This window comes from Phyllobacterium sp. YR620 (assembly GCF_900104165.1).
In the GTDB taxonomy this organism is placed as follows: Bacteria; Pseudomonadota; Alphaproteobacteria; order Rhizobiales; family Rhizobiaceae; genus Phyllobacterium; species Phyllobacterium pellucidum.
In genome coordinates, this window is the sequence record NZ_FNJP01000001.1 from 804,166 (window position 1) to 820,151 (window position 15,986).

A 15,986-nucleotide genomic window follows, 5' to 3' on the forward strand; every position below is an offset into this window, starting at 1 on the left:
GGCCTTGCAACAGGGGCGGTGGCTACCACCGGGTTTGGAATGAAGAAGTTTGTGATTGCCGTTGTGGCGAGTGCGATTTCGATCGGATCGGCTTATGCGGCGAGCGTAAAGAACAATGACACCAATGCGCAGACGCTTGTCGTGACCGAAGGTTCGACCAAGACCCAATTGCAGGTTGGCGCCGGTGAGACGGTGGAGTTCTGCAGCGGCGGTTGCTTCGTCACCTTTCCGAACGGTGACCGCGAGGCGCTGACTGGTGGCGAGACCGTCGAAATGACCGGCGGCAAGATCTCGATCAAATAGCCTGACGAAAAGCTTGAAGGAACGGTGGCTGGCTGGATTGATTTTCAGCCGGCCATTGGTTTTTCAGGCACCGGATAACCTAGCAAGTCCTTGACTGTTTGCCATGCGTCGCGGCGTGTTTTCGCCATGTCGCAAACAGGCCTTAGCGATGGACATGCTGGGCGGCATAGTGCAAAAAACCGGCGCAAGCTTTTCGCCCATCGATCGATATCAAAGGATAAAGTGCAATGAAGACTGAGGCGCGTGTTGTCGTTATCGGCGGTGGTGTTGTGGGCGTCTCTACGCTCTATCATCTTGCCAAGAAGGGCTGGAGCGACGTTGTCCTGATCGAGCGCAAGGAACTCACCTCGGGCTCAACCTGGCATGCGGCCGGATTGCTGCCGCTGTTCAACATGAGCTACTCGGTCGGCCAGATCCATAAGTACTCGGTGACGTTCTATCAGGAACTGCAGAAGGAAACCGGCATGAATGTCGGCTTCACCAACTGCTCCAATATTCGTCTCGCCCGCACCAAGGACCGCTGGGACGAGTACATGTATTATGCAGGTGTCGCCGAGACGATCGGCGTCCCGGTCAAGGTTCTGACACCCCAGCAGGTCAAGGAAATTTGGCCGCTCGCCGAAATCGACGGCATTCTCGGCGCGATCCAGCATCCGGACGATGGCTATATCCAGCCCGCGGACCTCACGCAGGCGCTCGCCAAGGGCGCGCGCGATCGCGGCGCAACCATCTATCGCTACACGACCGTGCTCGGCATCGAGCAACTGCCCTCCGGCCAGTGGCTGGTGAAGACGGACAAGGGTGACATCACCGCCGAACACGTCGTATCGGCAACCGGCAACTTCGCCCGCAAGACCGGCAAGATGGTCGGGCTCGATGTTCCGGTCATTCCGGTGGAACACCAGTACATCGTCACCGAGCCGCATCCGGCGATCCTGGAGCGCAAGGCCAAGGGCCTGCCGGAAATGGGCGTGCTGCGCGAGAGCGATTCGTCCTGGTATATGCGCGAGGAAAATGGCGGCCTGCTGCTCGGACCTTACGAGAAAGGCGCGCCGGTCTGTTATGTCGATGGTCCGTCGGACGAGAGCGAGTACGAACTCTTCCAGGAGGATCTCGACCGGCTCGAACCGCACATCGAAACCGCGATTGCTCGCGTTCCTGCCTTTGCCGAGGTCGGCATCAAGAAGGTTTATAACGGCGCGATCGCCTATACGCCTGACGGCTCGCCGATCATTGGACCTGCGCCGCGCCTGAAGAATTTCTGGCTCAACGAAGGTCACTCCTTCGGTGTGACAGCCGCTGGCGGCGCTGGCTGGCAGTTGGCCGAATGGATCGTCGAGGGAGAACCCTCAATCGACATGATGGGCGTCGATCCGCGCCGCTTCGGTCCCTATGCGACCGAAGGCTATCTCAAGGAGAAGAACGAGGAAGCCTACGCCGAGGTCTTTTCGGTCCACTACCCGGACGAAGAACGCGGCGCAGCGCGGCCGCTCAAGCGTTCGCCGTCCTACGACCGCCAGAAGAAGCTCGGCGCCGTATTCGGAACCGTCTATGGCTGGGAACGGGCCAACTGGTTTGCGCCTGAAGGTTATGGGCTCGACGTCGCCAAGCTTGAAAAGCCCGATGTTCTCATGAACCAGAACCATCCGAAGTCGGATGCCGAAGGCAAGGTGAAGGAACTCTGGTCGTTCCGCCGCTCCAACTATTTCGAGCATGTCGGCAACGAGATCAAGAATGTCACCAACAATGTCGGCCTGCTCGACATGTCGGCCTTCGCCAAGATGGAAGTTACCGGACCCGGTGCGCGCGCCTGGCTCGACTCAATCCTTGCCAATCGCATCCCCAAGAAGCAGGGCCGGATTGCCCTTTGCCATCTTCTGACAACGCGCGGCGGCGTGCGTTCAGAGTTCACCGTTTATGAATGGGCGCCCGGCAAGTTCTACCTTGTCTCGGCCGGCGCCTATGAAAACCACGACCACGATTATCTGCACAAGCTGCTGCCCGACGATGGCTCGGTGACGCTGCGCCCGATTACCCAGATGTACGGGGTCCTCGTGCTTGCGGGTCCGAAGAGCCGGCAGGTTCTGGAAAAGCTCACCCGCGCCGATCTTTCCAACGAAGCTTTCCCTTGGCTTTCGGGCAAGGAGATCAGCGTCGGAACGGCAACAGCACATGCGCTGCGCGTCAACTTCGTTGGCGAACTCGGCTGGGAACTGCATCATCCGATCGAGCAGCAGAATACGCTCTATGATCGCCTGCTCGAGGCCGGTGCCGAATTCGGTATCAAGCCGTTCGGCATCCGCGCGATGACGGCTATGGCCGTCGAGAAGTCGTACCGTCTGATCCCGCGCGAATTGTCGATCGAATACAATGCATTCGAAAGCGGTCTTGATCGTTTCGTACACCCGAACAAGGGCGAGTTCATTGGCCGCGACGCGGTGGTGAAGGCTCGCGAAGACGGCTTGAAATGGAATTTTGTCACGCTTGAAGTGCATGTGCCGGGTGTCTCTGACGTCGATGCCCGCGGCAGCGAACCGATCTATGTGAAAGGCGAACTCGTCGGCCGCGCCACCCATGGCGGCTATGGCTGGCGCCTCGGCAAAAGCATTGCGCTCGCCATGGTCAAGCCGGAATATTCGGCGCTTGGCACACAGCTCGAGATCAAGATCCTCGACAAGATGCACAAGGTTACCGTCATTCCGGAATCGCCGTTCGACACCGAGAACGAACGGCTAAAGGCGTAGCGCCTTCGCAACAGCGAACATGAAATGCTGGACGGCGCCGTGGAGGCGCCGTTTCTGCGTTTGAACCTGTGGTTGTTCAACAGAATGTGAACGCACTGGAAGTTGCTTTGCGTTGCATCGTTTTGCGCTACACTTTGCTTCATGTCATCGCGAAGGAAAGCTCTCTGCAGTTTTCTGTCACTGGCGGCACTGATCGCCAGCTTTGAAACGCGCGCGCTTGCCGCCGATCTCGATGTGGACGTCGAGCTTGTTCTTGCCGTCGATGCTTCGCGCTCAATGGAGCCTTTCGAGCAGAAGATTCAGCGCGAAGGCTATATCGCCGCGTTTCGGCGCAAGGAAGTTATTGATGCCATTCGCGAAGGGGTGAACGGGCGCGTCGCGATCACCTATGTCGAATGGGCCGGCTCGACCGTGCAGCGGATCATCATTCCCTGGACGCTGGTCGATAGTGCGGAAGCATCGCAGAAACTGGCGGATGCGCTGGACCAGCCGATACCTTCAACCCAAAGCCGCACGTCAATTTCCGGTGCAATCGATTTCGGCAGTTCGCTGTTCGACAACAACGGCTTCAAGGGCATGCGCAAGGTCATCGATATTTCCGGCGACGGCGCCAACAATAATGGCCGTCCGGTAGCCGACGCACGCAATGAGGCGGTGGCCAAGGGCATCGTCGTCAATGGGTTGCCGCTGATGACGCGGGGCGATTTCTATTCAGACTGGGCCGTTGCCGATCTCGATATCTATTACAGCAACTGCGTGATCGGCGGTCCCGGCGCCTTCATGATCCCCGTCAATTCATGGGATCAGTTCCCGGAGGCGGTCCGCCGCAAGCTGGTGCTGGAACTCGCTGGCAAGACGCCGGCAGTTCAGAAGGCCGATTGGCGGGATGGGGGGAAACTGCCCGTCATACTCGCTGAGGACAAGCCCATGTATGATTGCCTTTCCGGCGAGCGCATATGGCAGCGCCGCATGCAGGACTGGGAATCCCGGTAACTTAAGCCGCCATCAGTTGCTTGCGGTCCGCGCGCTCCTGTTGCGGCGAGCGGCCGTAGAGTTCGCGGTAGCATTTGGAGAAATGCGAAGCGGAGACGAAACCGCAGGCAACGGCGACCTCGACAATCGGCATTGACGACTGGATCAGCAGGTGGCGCGCGCGGTCGAGGCGGATTTCAAGATAGTAGCGGGCAGGGGATCTGCCCATTTCCTGGCGGAAGAGGCGCTCGATCTGCCGGCGCGACAGGCCGACATGATCGGCGATCTCGATCAGCGACAAAGGTTCGGAGAGGCGCGCTTCCATGAGTTCAATAATCGTCAGAACTTTTGAGTTCTGAACGCCGAGACGCGCCCGCAGCGGCAGGCGCTGGCGGTCGTGCGGGCTGCGAACACGGTCGGTGAGGGCCTGCTCGCAGACGCGGTTGACGATATTGTCGCCGAAATCATCGCCGATGAGCTTGAGCATCATGTCGAGCGCCGCGGTGCCGCCGGCGCAGGTATAGATGTTGCCGTCAACCTCAAAGAGATCGGCATAGACGTCTGCCTTGGGGAACGCTTCGGCAAAGCCCGGGAGGTTTTCCCAATGGATGGCACAGCGCTTGCCCGAAAGCAGACCGGCCGCCGCCAGGATGTGTGCGCCGGTGCAAAGTCCGCCTACCGCGACGCCGCGGTTGAACTCTTCGCGGAGCCACGCGAACACGGATTTGTTCTGGAATTTCTCGACGTGGACGCCCGAGCAGACAAAGACCATGGACGGTCGATCTCCGCCGGTGAGGTAGCGACGTTCGTCTTCCAGGGATGAGGATGCGGCGCATTCGACGCCGTTGGATGCCGTCACCGGCTTCCCATCCACGGAAGCAAGGCGCCAGCGATAGGCTTCGTATCCAAGCATTCTATTGGCAATGCGCAGCGGCTCGATCGCTGTCGCAAATGCGATCATCGAAAAGTTCGGTACGAGGAAAAATACGAAAGACCGCTTGGTCAGACCAACATGATCCATTTGATTCTGTGTTCCCGCTATTGGCTTCAAGGCCATGTCGCAACTGAAGCAGTGGCTTCAGATTACTGCTGTGGTCTTTTGAGCTTTTTTGCAGATAGAAACATAGAATTATTCTAAATGGAAGGGTCTTGCCCTGTGTCGCAAAAGCGCAGGGATCACATATGATAAAAGGGAGCGGATACGCCGTTATCCGCTCCCCTTACAAGGCTAGTCTCATGATCTTAGCGCCGGGTAGGCTTGATTTCGTTGTAGTCCCTGATCTGTCGTTCATAGAGGTCCGGCCAGCCAATGTCGCAACGGATGCTATCGGGGAGCGAATCAAGGGCCAATTCCGTTTCGCGCAGCCGGCGGCGGCGCGCAATGAGCTGGCGAGCATAGTTCATGCCTTCAGCCCAGCGGTGGAGCTGATCGGTTGCGAATGAGGCGAGACGCTCGGCCACACTTGCATTGCGATGATAGAGTTCGTCACAGGTAGACATTGTCTTCTCCTCTCTAGGGATACGGTGGCAATTTCAACGCCGTCCGTTTCTATGATCTTGACTATCTGCCCAAGTTGATGTTCAATCAAACGAAATTACGGAACACTATGCTTAAGAAAAATTGATGGAGGATTTGGCGATATGTCAGCACCAATGCATCATCCCATCCCGATCCTGGATCTCGACGTCTTGCGCACGTTCGCGATGATTGCGGAGACGGGTAGTTTTTCGAGTGCGGCAAATGCGGTGTTCCGCACGCCCTCAGCCGTATCGATGCAGATCAAGAAGCTTGAGGAAACGCTTGGTCACGTATTGCTCGAACGCGATGCGCGTTCAGTAAAATTGACGCCTAGCGGCGAGGTCCTGCTCGGCTATGCGCGGCGTATGCTGGCGCTCAATCGCGAGACGGTGGCAAAGTTCATTGCGCCGACCGTGTCGGGAGTCGTCCGCCTCGGCGCTCCAGACGATATCGGCGAGCGGGTTCTTCCCTTCGTGTTGAAGCGATTCGCCGAAACCCATCCCGATGTCACGGTGGATGTTGTCATCGATCAGAGCAACGGCCTGCGCAAGCGGCTCGATGAGCAGCGCCTCGACGTAACGTTGGTCAATGTCAACGAAACGCTGGCCAAGGTCGATGAGATCGAAATCCTCATGACCGAGGAGATTATCTGGGCCGGTGCCAAATGCGGCACCGCGCATGAGCGCAATCCGCTGCCGCTTTCCATGTGGGAAGAGGGGTGCATATGGCGCGCCAATGCGATCAGTGCGCTCGAAAGCGCTGGCCGCGACTATCGTGTGGCCTATATGAGTGCGCACACGATGGGCCAGCGCGCCGCCATTCTCGCCGATCTCGCCGTTGCCCCGTTCTCGAAGTTCCTGTTGGACGATAATATGGTGCAACTCGGATCCGAGCATGGCCTGCCGCGGCTCGGCGAATCGAAGCTTGGAATGCTGGTCGCCAAGAATGCGGGCGCCCATGTGAAGGCGGTCGCCCAGCATCTCAGGGTTTATTTCGAAGGGTACGAGCGGACCGGCAGGCTCTGAGTCAGGGCTCTTACGCCCGCAGGCAGAATTGCTTCAAGGCCCGCACGCGCTCGACGCTCGTCATTTTCTGCGTCGGCGTCTCGAAACCGAGGCGCCGCGCGCCTTCGCTCAATGGCTGCGCATCGACAGACCCGGACGAGTGAATCTCAGTGAATGGGATACGCTTGAGCAACGCCTCGACATTGCCGATGTTAACGCCCGAGCCGGGCATGACCTTGATCCGGCCGTCGGCGCGAGCAAACGTTCGTTCCAGATCGTCGATGCCCTCAATCCCGGTCAGGGCGCGGCCCGAAGTCAATATGCGCTCGAAACCGAGTTCGACCGCTGTTTCCACCGCTTCATCGAGGTCGGGGACAAGGTCGAAGGCGCGGTGCAAGGTGACGCCGAACCCATCGCATTGTCGGATCAGCCGTTCGAGCGTCGCATGGTCCAGTGTCCCATCCGCATGATTGGCGCCGAAGACGACGCCGGCGAGACCGGCGCTGCGCATGGCATCGATCTCGCGCAACATGGCGTCGATGTCGGCTTCCCCATAGACGAAGTGCCCGGGCCGCGGGCGGATCATCGCATAGATGGGTATCGGTGCGACCGCGGCCTGTCCGATCAGCCCGGGGGTTGGCGTAAGGCCGCCGACTTCGAGTGCCGAACAAAGTTCGATACGGTCCGCGCCTCCAGCGATAGCCGCCGCAAGTCCTTCGGGGCTGTCGACGCATATTTCGAGAAGAACACTCATTTGGCAGCTTCCATCAATCCCAGGACCCCAGCACCGATCAGGCCGGGCTCAATCTTCAATTCGCCCGGGATGACCAGCGGCCTGTCAGTCTTCCGCAGGATTCGCGCGCGCACCGCTTCATCGAGCCAGCGGATCAGGTTTACCGAATTGGCAAGTCCGCCGCCGACCGGGACGATTGAAGCGCCGACGACATTGAGGGTCATCGCCAGAGGACCGCTGACGATATCGATATAGCAATCGATCGTGCGCTCCGCTGCCGCGTCGCCCCTATCCCAGGCCGCGATGATATCGGTGCTCGGCAGGTTCACGCCATGAAGATGCGCATGGAGCTTTTCCATGCCCCGCGCCGCGCCGATAGCATCGACGCAGCCGATCTGGCCGCAGCCGCAGGCAAAACGCGGTATGGCGACCGGCGGATTGCCGGCGAGGGTCGCCGCGACGGGGCCATGGCCCCATTCTCCGGCAAAACCGCCCGCGCCCTCATGGATCTTGCCGTCGATGACGATGCCGCCGCCAACGCCGGTACCGAGTATGATACCAAAGACGACGCGGTGACCCCGCCCGGCGCCGACGACAGCCTCCGACAGCGCGAAACAGTCGGCATCATTGGCAATGAGCACGCGCCGCTGCAGCTTTTGGCTCAGGTCGGCTTCGAGCCTGCGCTGGTGAACGCAAGGAATATTGGCGCAGGTGATCCGGCCCGTATCCGCATCGACTACCCCGGCAATGGAAATGGCGATGAGGCTTTGCGGGTCCGCGCCGCCATCCGCGGCGATCTTTTGGATTACGCCTGCAAACGCGTCGAAATCATGGAGCGGCGTCGCCACCTTGGGCACCGGTCTTATATCCTCGGGCGAATAGGCGATCGCACCCTTGATCGCAGATCCGCCAATATCGAAGCAGGCTATCATGGAAAATCGTATCCGGAATCAAACATCATCGATGCTTGATAGCGGAAAACCGCGACAAGGACAAAGCGGCCGAAGCCTATTCGCGGTTGCGCCTTGCCGCGCGATCCTCGCGCGAGCGGCGGCGCGGCGTGGCATCTCCGGCAACCCCGTCCTCGCTGACATTCTTGCGCGCGGGCAAGGTCACGGCGTGGGAGAGTTTCGGGAATGGATCGATCTTGTTCGGCATCGCCATGGCGTTGACGAAATGGTCCTGGAACTTCGGCTCGAGAGCGGTCTCGATCTTTTCGATCCGCGTCACTGTATCCTCGATCTCGCGCCGGTAATTGCGGTTGAGGAGCGCCATGCGCGCGCCGGTGCCTGCGGCATTGCCGACCGCCTTGACCTTGTCGAGATCGCAATCGGGGATAAGGCCGAGTACCATCGCATATTTCGGATCGATGAACGAGCCGAAGGCGCCGGCAAAGCTGATCTGGTCGACGTGGTCGATGCCAAGCTTGTCCATCAGCAGCTTAACGCCGGCATAGAGCGCGGCCTTGGCGAGCTGGATGGCGCGCACATCGTTCTGCGTGATCGTAATCGTCGGCGAGCCTTCGTGCAGGAGATATGAGAATGTCCGGCCATTGGCCCTTACACGCGGCGAACGGGCGGCGAGGCTGCCGTCAACGACGCCATCTTCGGAAATGATGCCCGAGAGGTACATTTCGGCAATGACCTCGATAATCGCCGAGCCGCAAATTCCGGTAATCCCGCTTGTCTGCACCGCTTCGTCGAAGCCCGGTTCGTCGGACCATTGTTCGGTGCCGATGACGCGGAAGCGCGGCTCGAGCGTCAACGGATCGATGCGCACGCGTTCGATAGCGCCCGGGGCCGCACGCTGGCCACCGGAAATTTCCGCGCCTTCGAAGGCCGGCCCGGTGGGCGACGAGGCCGCGACGGTGCGATGCCTGTTGCCGAGCACGATTTCGGCGTTGGTGCCGACATCGACGAGCAGCATCATTTCGTCCTGGCGGTGCGGACCTTCAGCAAGCGTTGCGGCCGCAGCGTCAGCGCCGACATGGCCGGCAATGCAAGGCAGCATATAGACGCGGGTTCCGGCATTCATCGGCAGGCCGATATCCGACGCCTTCAGATGCACGGCGCCGGATACGGCGAGCGCGAACGGCGCGCCGCCAAGTTCCGTCGGGTCGATCCCGAGAAAGAGGTGGTGCATGATCGGATTTCCGACGAACACCGCATCGAGAATATCCTCACGCGCGACCCCGCCTTCGGCGCAAACCTTGTCGATCAGCCCGTTGATCGCCTCGCGCACGGCCGCAGTCATCGCTTCACGTCCGTCGGGGTTCATCATGACGTAGGATACGCGGCTCATCAGATCTTCGCCGAACCTGATCTGCGGATTGGACGCGCCTGCCGAAGCAATGGTGCGCACCGAAAGCAGCGACGAAAGATGCATGGCGATCGTCGTTGAGCCGATATCGCAGGCGATACCGTAGGCCTCGTTCTTAAGACCCGGCCAGAGGCCGACCATGGCGGGACGCGAGTTTTCCTCGTCGTGGTAGATGGCGGCAGTGACGCCCCAATTGCCCTTGCGCAGGATCTTCTGCACGTTCGGCAGGATGTGCGTATCCACCTGAAGGTTGCGAATGCCCCATTCCTTTTCCAGCGCAGCCTTCAGGCGATCGAGATCGCCAAGCGGCTTGTGCATGTCCGGCTCTTCGACCTCGACATAGCACATGTGGATCGCAGGGTTGCGCTCGATGATGCGCGTATCGGCGGCCTTGCGCACGACCTGCGCATTGACCTGCACGTCCTGGGGAACATCGACGACGAGATCGCCGAGGATCGTGGCGGAGCAGGAAAGGCGGCGGCCTTCCTTGAGGTCGCGCTTTTCGGCATAGCGCTGCTCCTTGGGGCCGAATTCCGAGATGTGGTCATTGGATGACGTAATGCCATGCTTGGCGAAACGGCCTTCCTGAACTTCGACCTGGCAACGTCCGCAAATGCCACGGCCGCCGCAGACGCTCTCGACATACACGCCGAGGGTGCGGGCCGCTTCGAGTATTGGCGTTCCAACGGCAAATCGTCCGCGCTTTCCCGACGGCATAAAGAGAACCAGCGCTTCCTTTGCCGATGTCTCAGGTGCTTTGACGGGTGCGTTCAAGATCGATGCTCCAAAACTTGCGGGGCGAGGGGCAGCATTTGCCACCCACCGCCTTGTTAGACCGGGCTGTCCGGCTGAGGCAAATGCTCAGCCTGCGGCGCCGCGCCGCGCCTCGCGTCCGCCACGGCGGCGACCGCCACCGGCGCCATCGGCAGGAACCGAGGGTGTGGCTGCGGGCGCAGCTCCGGCCGCTGCCGGCTGATGGTCGCGATACTTCTTGATCCAGTAGGTGCAATTCGGATCCGTGCCGTTGAGGACGTTGGCGGCGTGCACTGCCTCCATTTCCTGCGGGCGGCATGGGTTCATGATCGCGGAGGTCATGCCTGCACCGATCACCATCGGGATGAAGCCGGCATTGATGCCATGGCGATGCGGCAGGCCGAAGGAAATGTTGGAAAGGCCGCAGGTCGTGTTGACCTTGAGCTCCTCGCGCAGGCGGCGCAACAGCGCAAATACCTGGCGTCCCGCATCGCCGAGCGCACCGATCGGCATCACCAGCGGATCAACAACGATATCATGCGCCGGAATGCCGAAATCGGCAGCGCGTTCGACGATCTTCTTGGCAACGGCAAAGCGCACGTCTGGATCCATCGAAATGCCGGTCTCGTCATTCGAGATGGCGACAACCGGCACGTTGTACTTCTTGATGAGCGGGAGGATCGCCTCAAGCTTTTCTTCTTCGCCTGTCACCGAATTGACGAGCGGACGGCCCTTGGCGACCTTCAGAGCCGCCTCGATGGCGGCGGTTACGGAGCTGTCGATGGAGAGCGGCACGTCGACGAGGCCCTGGACGATCTCCAGCGTCTGCACGAGCAAGCCAGGCTCCGTGGCGTTAGGATCGACGGCAGTTACGCCGGCATTGACGTCGAGCATCGTGGCGCCAGCCGCTACCTGCTCCAGTGCGTCCTTGATCACCGTGTCGAAGTTGCCTGCGACCATTTCGGCAGCGAGTTTCTTGCGGCCGGTCGGATTGATCCGCTCGCCGATCACGCAGAAAGGCTGGTCAAATCCGATGATGATTTCTTTGGTCGCCGAGGCAACGATCGTGCGGGTCATGCAGGGAACCTCAGTTTGCGGCTGCGTTTGCGGAAGAGTACTGCGCGTTGTTTACGTTCCAGGAGCCACGCTCGACAAGCCACTCGGAGGTCTTTTTCAGGCCGCCAAACGGGAAGAGGTGGATCTGCTTGATCGCCGACATCGGATTGGCAATGACATGCTGCTCGATCGGGCCGACAACGCCTTCCGGCGAATGGCTCGTGGCGAGAGCGGTCAAGGAGAGCGCGTTCTTCTTCAGGAAGCTGATCGAATTGCCGACGCCGCACATGGCCGCGTATTTAATGAGCGTGGTGATCTTGGCGGGACCGGCAACACCGAGATGGACCGGTAGGTCGATGCCATGCTCGCGCAGCGATTCGGCGTAGCGGATGAAGCGCTCGGCATCGAATCCGAACTGGGTGACGACGCGCAGCTTAGCACCGGTGCGCTCGCCGAAGTTTTTCTTGAGACGAAGCGCCTGGAGGGCGACCGCTTCGGAAAACTCAGGGCTGCCCTCAGGATGGCCGGCAACGCCCATTTCGTTGATGCCGTATCTGTCGAAGAAGCCGGTTTCGAGCACCTGCATGGTCGAGGAGAATTCGCCCGCCTGGCGCTCCAGCCCGCCGCCGATAACCAATATATCGGTCACGCCTGCCTCTTCAGCAGCGCGGCGGATGCGCGTTTCAAGCGCAGCCCTCGTCGACAGGCGCCGCGAGGCGAAGTGCGGTACCGGCTTGTAGCCGAGATCATGAACGCGCTTGGCCGCGGCCGTCAGCGTATCGACGCTGTCGGTGCCCATGTCGGTAATGTAGACGCGGGTACCGGCTGGAAACAGACCAGGCAGGTCCTGCGATTCGATAGCCTGGCGTGCCGCCACTTCGATGGATGCTGCGATCTTTGTCATTGGCTTCGCTTTCAATTCATGAATTGTCATGTCCACCTGCCTTTACAAGCGCCACAAGGCGTTCCCGATCATATTCATTTTCAATGCGGGCTAGGGCTGCGTCAGCCTCGCCGTCAAGATCATCACTTACCGGCACCGGAGTGCCGCGACGCCATTCCGCGAGATAGGCGTCGGAATCCCTGGCGCCTATGCGCATCGCGCACATGTCGATAGCCTCGGTAAATCGAAGGGAAAGCTCGCGCTTGGCTGCCTGGCGGCCTTTCTTGACGGTCACTTGAGCGGGAATGTCCCGCCAATAAACGACAATAAGATCAGCCATGCAATTCAACCTCCGATAACGACCCTTTTGCCGGAATATCAGGGGTTAAGCTTGCTATCTCACGACGCGCGACCACTCAAATGCGACGTCATTCATTTGCGCTTTTGCGACAGGCAAATCAGAAGGGCCAGAACGTCGCGGCGTAGCTGACTGCGCTTGCCGCAGCAAAGGCGACGCCGAACACAATGCTCATCGAGATGAGGCCAAGGGCAAGGCCGGCAATCATCAGCCTGCCGTCGCGCTCACACAGCGCAATGCCGATGATAACCGTGGCCAGCGCCGGCAGCCAGTTCGACAACGGCATGGGAATAACGACCGACATGCCGAGAATGGTGGTGAATACGCCAAGCCAGCGGTCGCCCTGACGGCGGCCGAACGGCCAGTTGCGTGGCCGGATAAAGCGCTCCAGCCACTGCAGCCAGGGAACGACCTTGTCGGAAACAAGCCGGAAACGCTCGGGCGAAATGGTCTTGTCGCGCATGAATGAAGGTAGCCACACGGATTCGCGGCCCATGACCATCTGCACGGAAAGAAGCACGAGCGGGATACCGGTAATGACGCCGGTTCCAGGTGGCAGCGGCAACAGGTTCAAGATGGCGAAGAAGGTGAGGAGCGCGGCGAAGCTGCGATCGGTGAAGGCGTCTTCCAGTTCGGCGAACGAAACCGGCTCCGTTGCCGACCGCGCCAGGTCCTCGAAGACCTGGGACAGGGAGCGGGGGTCGTTGTCGGCCGCATGCAAATCAGGCTTGTGCGGCTTTATTTCATTGTTAGCGTCGATGGCGGCCATCTTATCGTCGAAGGTTCAAGTTTCGACGCATATGGCGCGGCAATGGTGACATTGCAATGACGAAAGTGTCTCAGCGCCTGAGTTCGATGATGTCCATGAGGGATTCGAGGGCGGGGGCTGGAAACTCGATTCGGAACTCGTTTTTGCCCGTGCGATAGGCGTAGCCGACCTGATCGGTATCGGGCCCGGCGCCATAGCGTTTTGGCTTTTCGCCTGCAACATAGCCGGCGCCGAGATAGGTCAGGCGCTTGTCGCTCTCTGTGTAGAAGCGGCCCTTGGTGCGCTGCGAACCGCTGGTTTTCTCGAGCATCCAGCCGGATCCGTCATCAGTAACGCGGCATTTGAACCAACCATAGATGGTCAGCGGCGGTTGCTTGCCAAGCTTGATGGTGCGGCATTGCCAATTGCCCACCATATCGAAGCCTTCATTGAAGGCGAGCGTCGGCTTGGCGAGAACCCCATCGAGCTGCGCCACATCGCCTGAAGTGCCGCCCTTCCTCGCCGCATCGACAGCGGCGGTTCGCGTCGCTTCATATTTATCGAGCCGCGCCTGGTCCGATTTGGTGATCAGCCGTGTGATCTCGCCATCTGCAAGCGCACTGGCAGGCAACAACAGGCAGAAGATCGTGGCGAGGGCGGCGCGACGGGTCATGAGAGCTCCTTAGAAGGCATGGGGGTTTGCGGTGCGCGTCTAAAGGGTTGCGGCTGCGGTCAGGGCCGGGATCAGATCGCCATAGCCGGTGAGGCGGCGCTCATAGGCAAGACCCAAAAAAGCTGCGGCGGCCTCGGCTTTGCGGCTGAGGGCCGGATCGTCGGTTTGCGCCATGTAGATCATCTTGGTGTAATTGCTGAAATACATGTCGCGCAGTTCGGGGTGACGGTCGAGGCCAAGCGGCTTCACCATGAAGGCCTCGAAATGCCTTGCGAGGAAATCGGTCATGAAGAACGATGTCATGTCATCCTCCCACTGCGCACCGAAGGCTGCATTGCCGGCGTAGAAGGAAAAACAGTGCGGACCTTCGATCCGCTCGACGCCATGCTTCTCACACACACGGTCGAGCAGGCCTCCGGTGCCGCAATCCGCATAGCCAACGAAAATACGGGAAATGCCCGCCGCCTTGGCCTTGACTATGGCGCGATCCACCGCAGGAGCAATCTTGTCCGGGTAATGGTGATAGATGGCCGGCAGGCATTTCAAATCGATATGGTGAAGGCCGAATTGCTCCTGGATGGCTAGAATTTCACGCGCAATCATGCCGCAGGCGATGACGCGCACGGTCTGTGTTGATTTCGTTGACTTTTGTTGAAGAGTCATGGAACCGATGATGCTCTATCGCGTTATCCGACCGTTGAATTTCATTTTAGCAGAACGGGAGACACAATCCATGAAACTATCACATATCGTTCCGATTGCCGCAGTCCTTGCAGTTGTTGCACTTGCAGGCTGCGCAAATACCATACGCGGCGTGGGCGCCGATGCGGCCAACACCGTTAATGCCACGCAGAACGCCGGCCATCGCGTCGCCAAGGCTGCCAACTAATCTGTTGATTCAGATTAATTTTATTACTTAGTAGTCTATTCTTTATAGATGTTCTGAAAACGGCCGCGCCTGTCGCGGCCGTTTTCTTATTCGTCACGCGGAAAGCTGGTTGTGCTTGCGCTTCATGTAGGATTTGGCCGTTTCAACCGCAACGGCCGCATCGCGACAATAGGCGTCAGCGCCGACAGCCTTGCCGAATTCCTCGTTGAGCGGCGCGCCGCCGACCAGAACGACATAGTCGTCGCGAATACCCTTTTCCTTCATCGTGTCGATAACGACCTTCATATAGGGCATGGTGGTCGTGAGCAGCGCCGACATGCCGAGAATGTCTGGCTGATGCTCTTCGATGGCGGCGAGGTAGTTCTCGACGGGATTGTTGATCCCAAGGTCGATAACGTCAAAGCCGGCGCCTTCCATCATCATGCCGACGAGGTTCTTGCCGATGTCGTGAATGTCGCCCTTGACGGTGCCGATGACGAGCTTGCCCTGTTTCGGCGCTCCGGTCGCTGCCAGCAGCGGGCGCAGAATGAACATGCCGGCCTTCATCGCATTGGCCGAGAGCAGGACTTCGGGGACGAACAGGATGCCGTCGCGGAAATCCTCGCCGACGATGCGCATGCCTTCGACGAGCGCCTCGGTGAGGACCCTGTAAGGTGCCCAGCCGCGCTCGAGCAGAATATTCGTGCCTTCCTCGATCTCTTCCTTCAACCCGTCATACAGATCGTCATGCATTTGCTCGACGAGTTCATCGTCCGAAAGCTCCGAAAGAATGATTTCATCATCGGCCATGGGTCTGCTTCCTTTCAAGCGTTATGCACAGGTCCGTAGCACAGAGCGACACTGGATAATATGGGTGCTTTGTCGCCCGCTGGCATTCGTTTAACATATCGGGCAAGTTGCTGAAAACGCATTGCTTAAAAGCGACCTTGTAAATGACGAAAACGACCGGATGTTTGTCTCCGATGCGCCATCACGTGCCGCACACGGAAACGCCCCCGCAGGCATGACGGTTAGGATTTGGTCTGATTGATT

17 protein-coding genes are annotated in these 15,986 nt (G+C 59.5%); 5 read left to right on the forward strand and 12 right to left on the reverse strand.

Going from position 1 to position 15,986, the window contains the following annotated elements:
• Positions 1-39 precede the first annotated feature (39 nt).
• The 3 genes from BLR72_RS03725 to BLR72_RS03735 all read left to right on the forward strand — a co-directional run bounded on the left by BLR72_RS03725 (position 40) and on the right by BLR72_RS03735 (position 4,040).
• Positions 40-303: a hypothetical protein gene (locus BLR72_RS03725; RefSeq protein ID WP_027231811.1), complete on the forward strand. Its 264-nt coding sequence runs from the start codon at positions 40-42 to the stop codon at positions 301-303.
• A gap of 227 nt (positions 304-530) precedes the next feature.
• Positions 531-3,047, forward strand: a complete 2,517-nt coding sequence (locus BLR72_RS03730; protein WP_091945201.1) for a GcvT family protein — start codon at positions 531-533, stop codon at positions 3,045-3,047.
• 141 nt (positions 3,048-3,188) lie between these two features.
• Positions 3,189-4,040, forward strand: coding sequence for a DUF1194 domain-containing protein (locus BLR72_RS03735; RefSeq protein WP_091945204.1), 852 nt, complete (start codon positions 3,189-3,191; stop codon positions 4,038-4,040).
• A gap of 1 nt (position 4,041) precedes the next feature.
• Here the strand turns inward: BLR72_RS03735 and BLR72_RS03740 are convergent, their stop codons facing one another.
• Both BLR72_RS03740 and BLR72_RS03745 read right to left on the reverse strand, forming a co-directional pair.
• Positions 4,042-5,040, reverse strand: a complete 999-nt coding sequence (locus BLR72_RS03740) for a GlxA family transcriptional regulator (protein ID WP_027231808.1) — start codon at positions 5,038-5,040, stop codon at positions 4,042-4,044.
• 221 nt (positions 5,041-5,261) lie between these two features.
• On the reverse strand, positions 5,262-5,519 hold the full coding sequence (locus tag BLR72_RS03745; RefSeq protein ID WP_091945207.1) for a hypothetical protein: 258 nt from the start codon (positions 5,517-5,519) through the stop codon (positions 5,262-5,264).
• 141 nt (positions 5,520-5,660) lie between these two features.
• Between BLR72_RS03745 and BLR72_RS03750 the strand changes: the two genes are divergently transcribed.
• Positions 5,661-6,563, forward strand: coding sequence for a LysR family transcriptional regulator (locus BLR72_RS03750; protein ID WP_091922172.1), 903 nt, complete (start codon positions 5,661-5,663; stop codon positions 6,561-6,563).
• 10 nt (positions 6,564-6,573) lie between these two features.
• Here BLR72_RS03750 and BLR72_RS03755 read toward each other — a convergent pair whose 3' ends face one another.
• The 9 genes from BLR72_RS03755 to BLR72_RS03795 all read right to left on the reverse strand — a co-directional run bounded on the left by BLR72_RS03755 (position 6,574) and on the right by BLR72_RS03795 (position 14,728).
• Entirely contained in the window at positions 6,574-7,296 is a 723-nt protein-coding gene (locus tag BLR72_RS03755) for a copper homeostasis protein CutC (protein WP_091945210.1), read from the reverse strand.
• Positions 7,293-8,207, reverse strand: coding sequence for an ROK family protein (locus BLR72_RS03760; protein WP_091945213.1), 915 nt, complete (start codon positions 8,205-8,207; stop codon positions 7,293-7,295). Before BLR72_RS03760 ends, BLR72_RS03755 begins: the two co-directional genes overlap by 4 nt.
• Before the next feature lie 76 nt (positions 8,208-8,283).
• Complete coding sequence (locus BLR72_RS03765) at positions 8,284-10,311, reverse strand: ASKHA domain-containing protein (RefSeq protein WP_091946547.1); 2,028 nt, start codon at positions 10,309-10,311, stop codon at positions 8,284-8,286.
• A gap of 144 nt (positions 10,312-10,455) precedes the next feature.
• Complete coding sequence (locus BLR72_RS03770) at positions 10,456-11,424, reverse strand: methyltetrahydrofolate cobalamin methyltransferase (RefSeq protein WP_091922168.1); 969 nt, start codon at positions 11,422-11,424, stop codon at positions 10,456-10,458.
• 10 nt (positions 11,425-11,434) lie between these two features.
• Entirely contained in the window at positions 11,435-12,307 is an 873-nt protein-coding gene (locus BLR72_RS03775; protein ID WP_091945215.1) for a methylenetetrahydrofolate reductase, read from the reverse strand.
• Positions 12,308-12,323: 16 nt separating this feature from the next.
• Positions 12,324-12,626 (reverse strand): virulence factor, encoded by a 303-nt coding sequence (locus BLR72_RS03780; RefSeq protein WP_091922166.1) that lies wholly within the window; start codon positions 12,624-12,626, stop codon positions 12,324-12,326.
• 118 nt (positions 12,627-12,744) lie between these two features.
• On the reverse strand, positions 12,745-13,413 hold the full coding sequence (locus tag BLR72_RS03785) for an exopolysaccharide biosynthesis protein (RefSeq protein WP_091945218.1): 669 nt from the start codon (positions 13,411-13,413) through the stop codon (positions 12,745-12,747).
• Positions 13,414-13,483: 70 nt separating this feature from the next.
• Entirely contained in the window at positions 13,484-14,065 is a 582-nt protein-coding gene (locus BLR72_RS03790) for a DUF4893 domain-containing protein (RefSeq protein WP_091945221.1), read from the reverse strand.
• 39 nt (positions 14,066-14,104) lie between these two features.
• A complete protein-coding gene (locus BLR72_RS03795) occupies positions 14,105-14,728 on the reverse strand; it encodes a DUF1638 domain-containing protein (protein WP_027231798.1) in 624 nt (207 codons plus the stop codon).
• A 70-nt stretch (positions 14,729-14,798) separates the two neighbouring features.
• On the opposite strand from BLR72_RS03795, the gene BLR72_RS03800 reads away from it, so the two are divergent.
• Positions 14,799-14,954: an entericidin domain-containing protein gene (locus BLR72_RS03800; protein ID WP_091922446.1), complete on the forward strand. Its 156-nt coding sequence runs from the start codon at positions 14,799-14,801 to the stop codon at positions 14,952-14,954.
• Positions 14,955-15,047: 93 nt separating this feature from the next.
• On the opposite strand, the gene BLR72_RS03805 is transcribed toward BLR72_RS03800, so the two are convergent.
• Positions 15,048-15,743: a corrinoid protein gene (locus BLR72_RS03805; protein WP_027231796.1), complete on the reverse strand. Its 696-nt coding sequence runs from the start codon at positions 15,741-15,743 to the stop codon at positions 15,048-15,050.
• Positions 15,744-15,986: the final 243 nt, after the last annotated feature.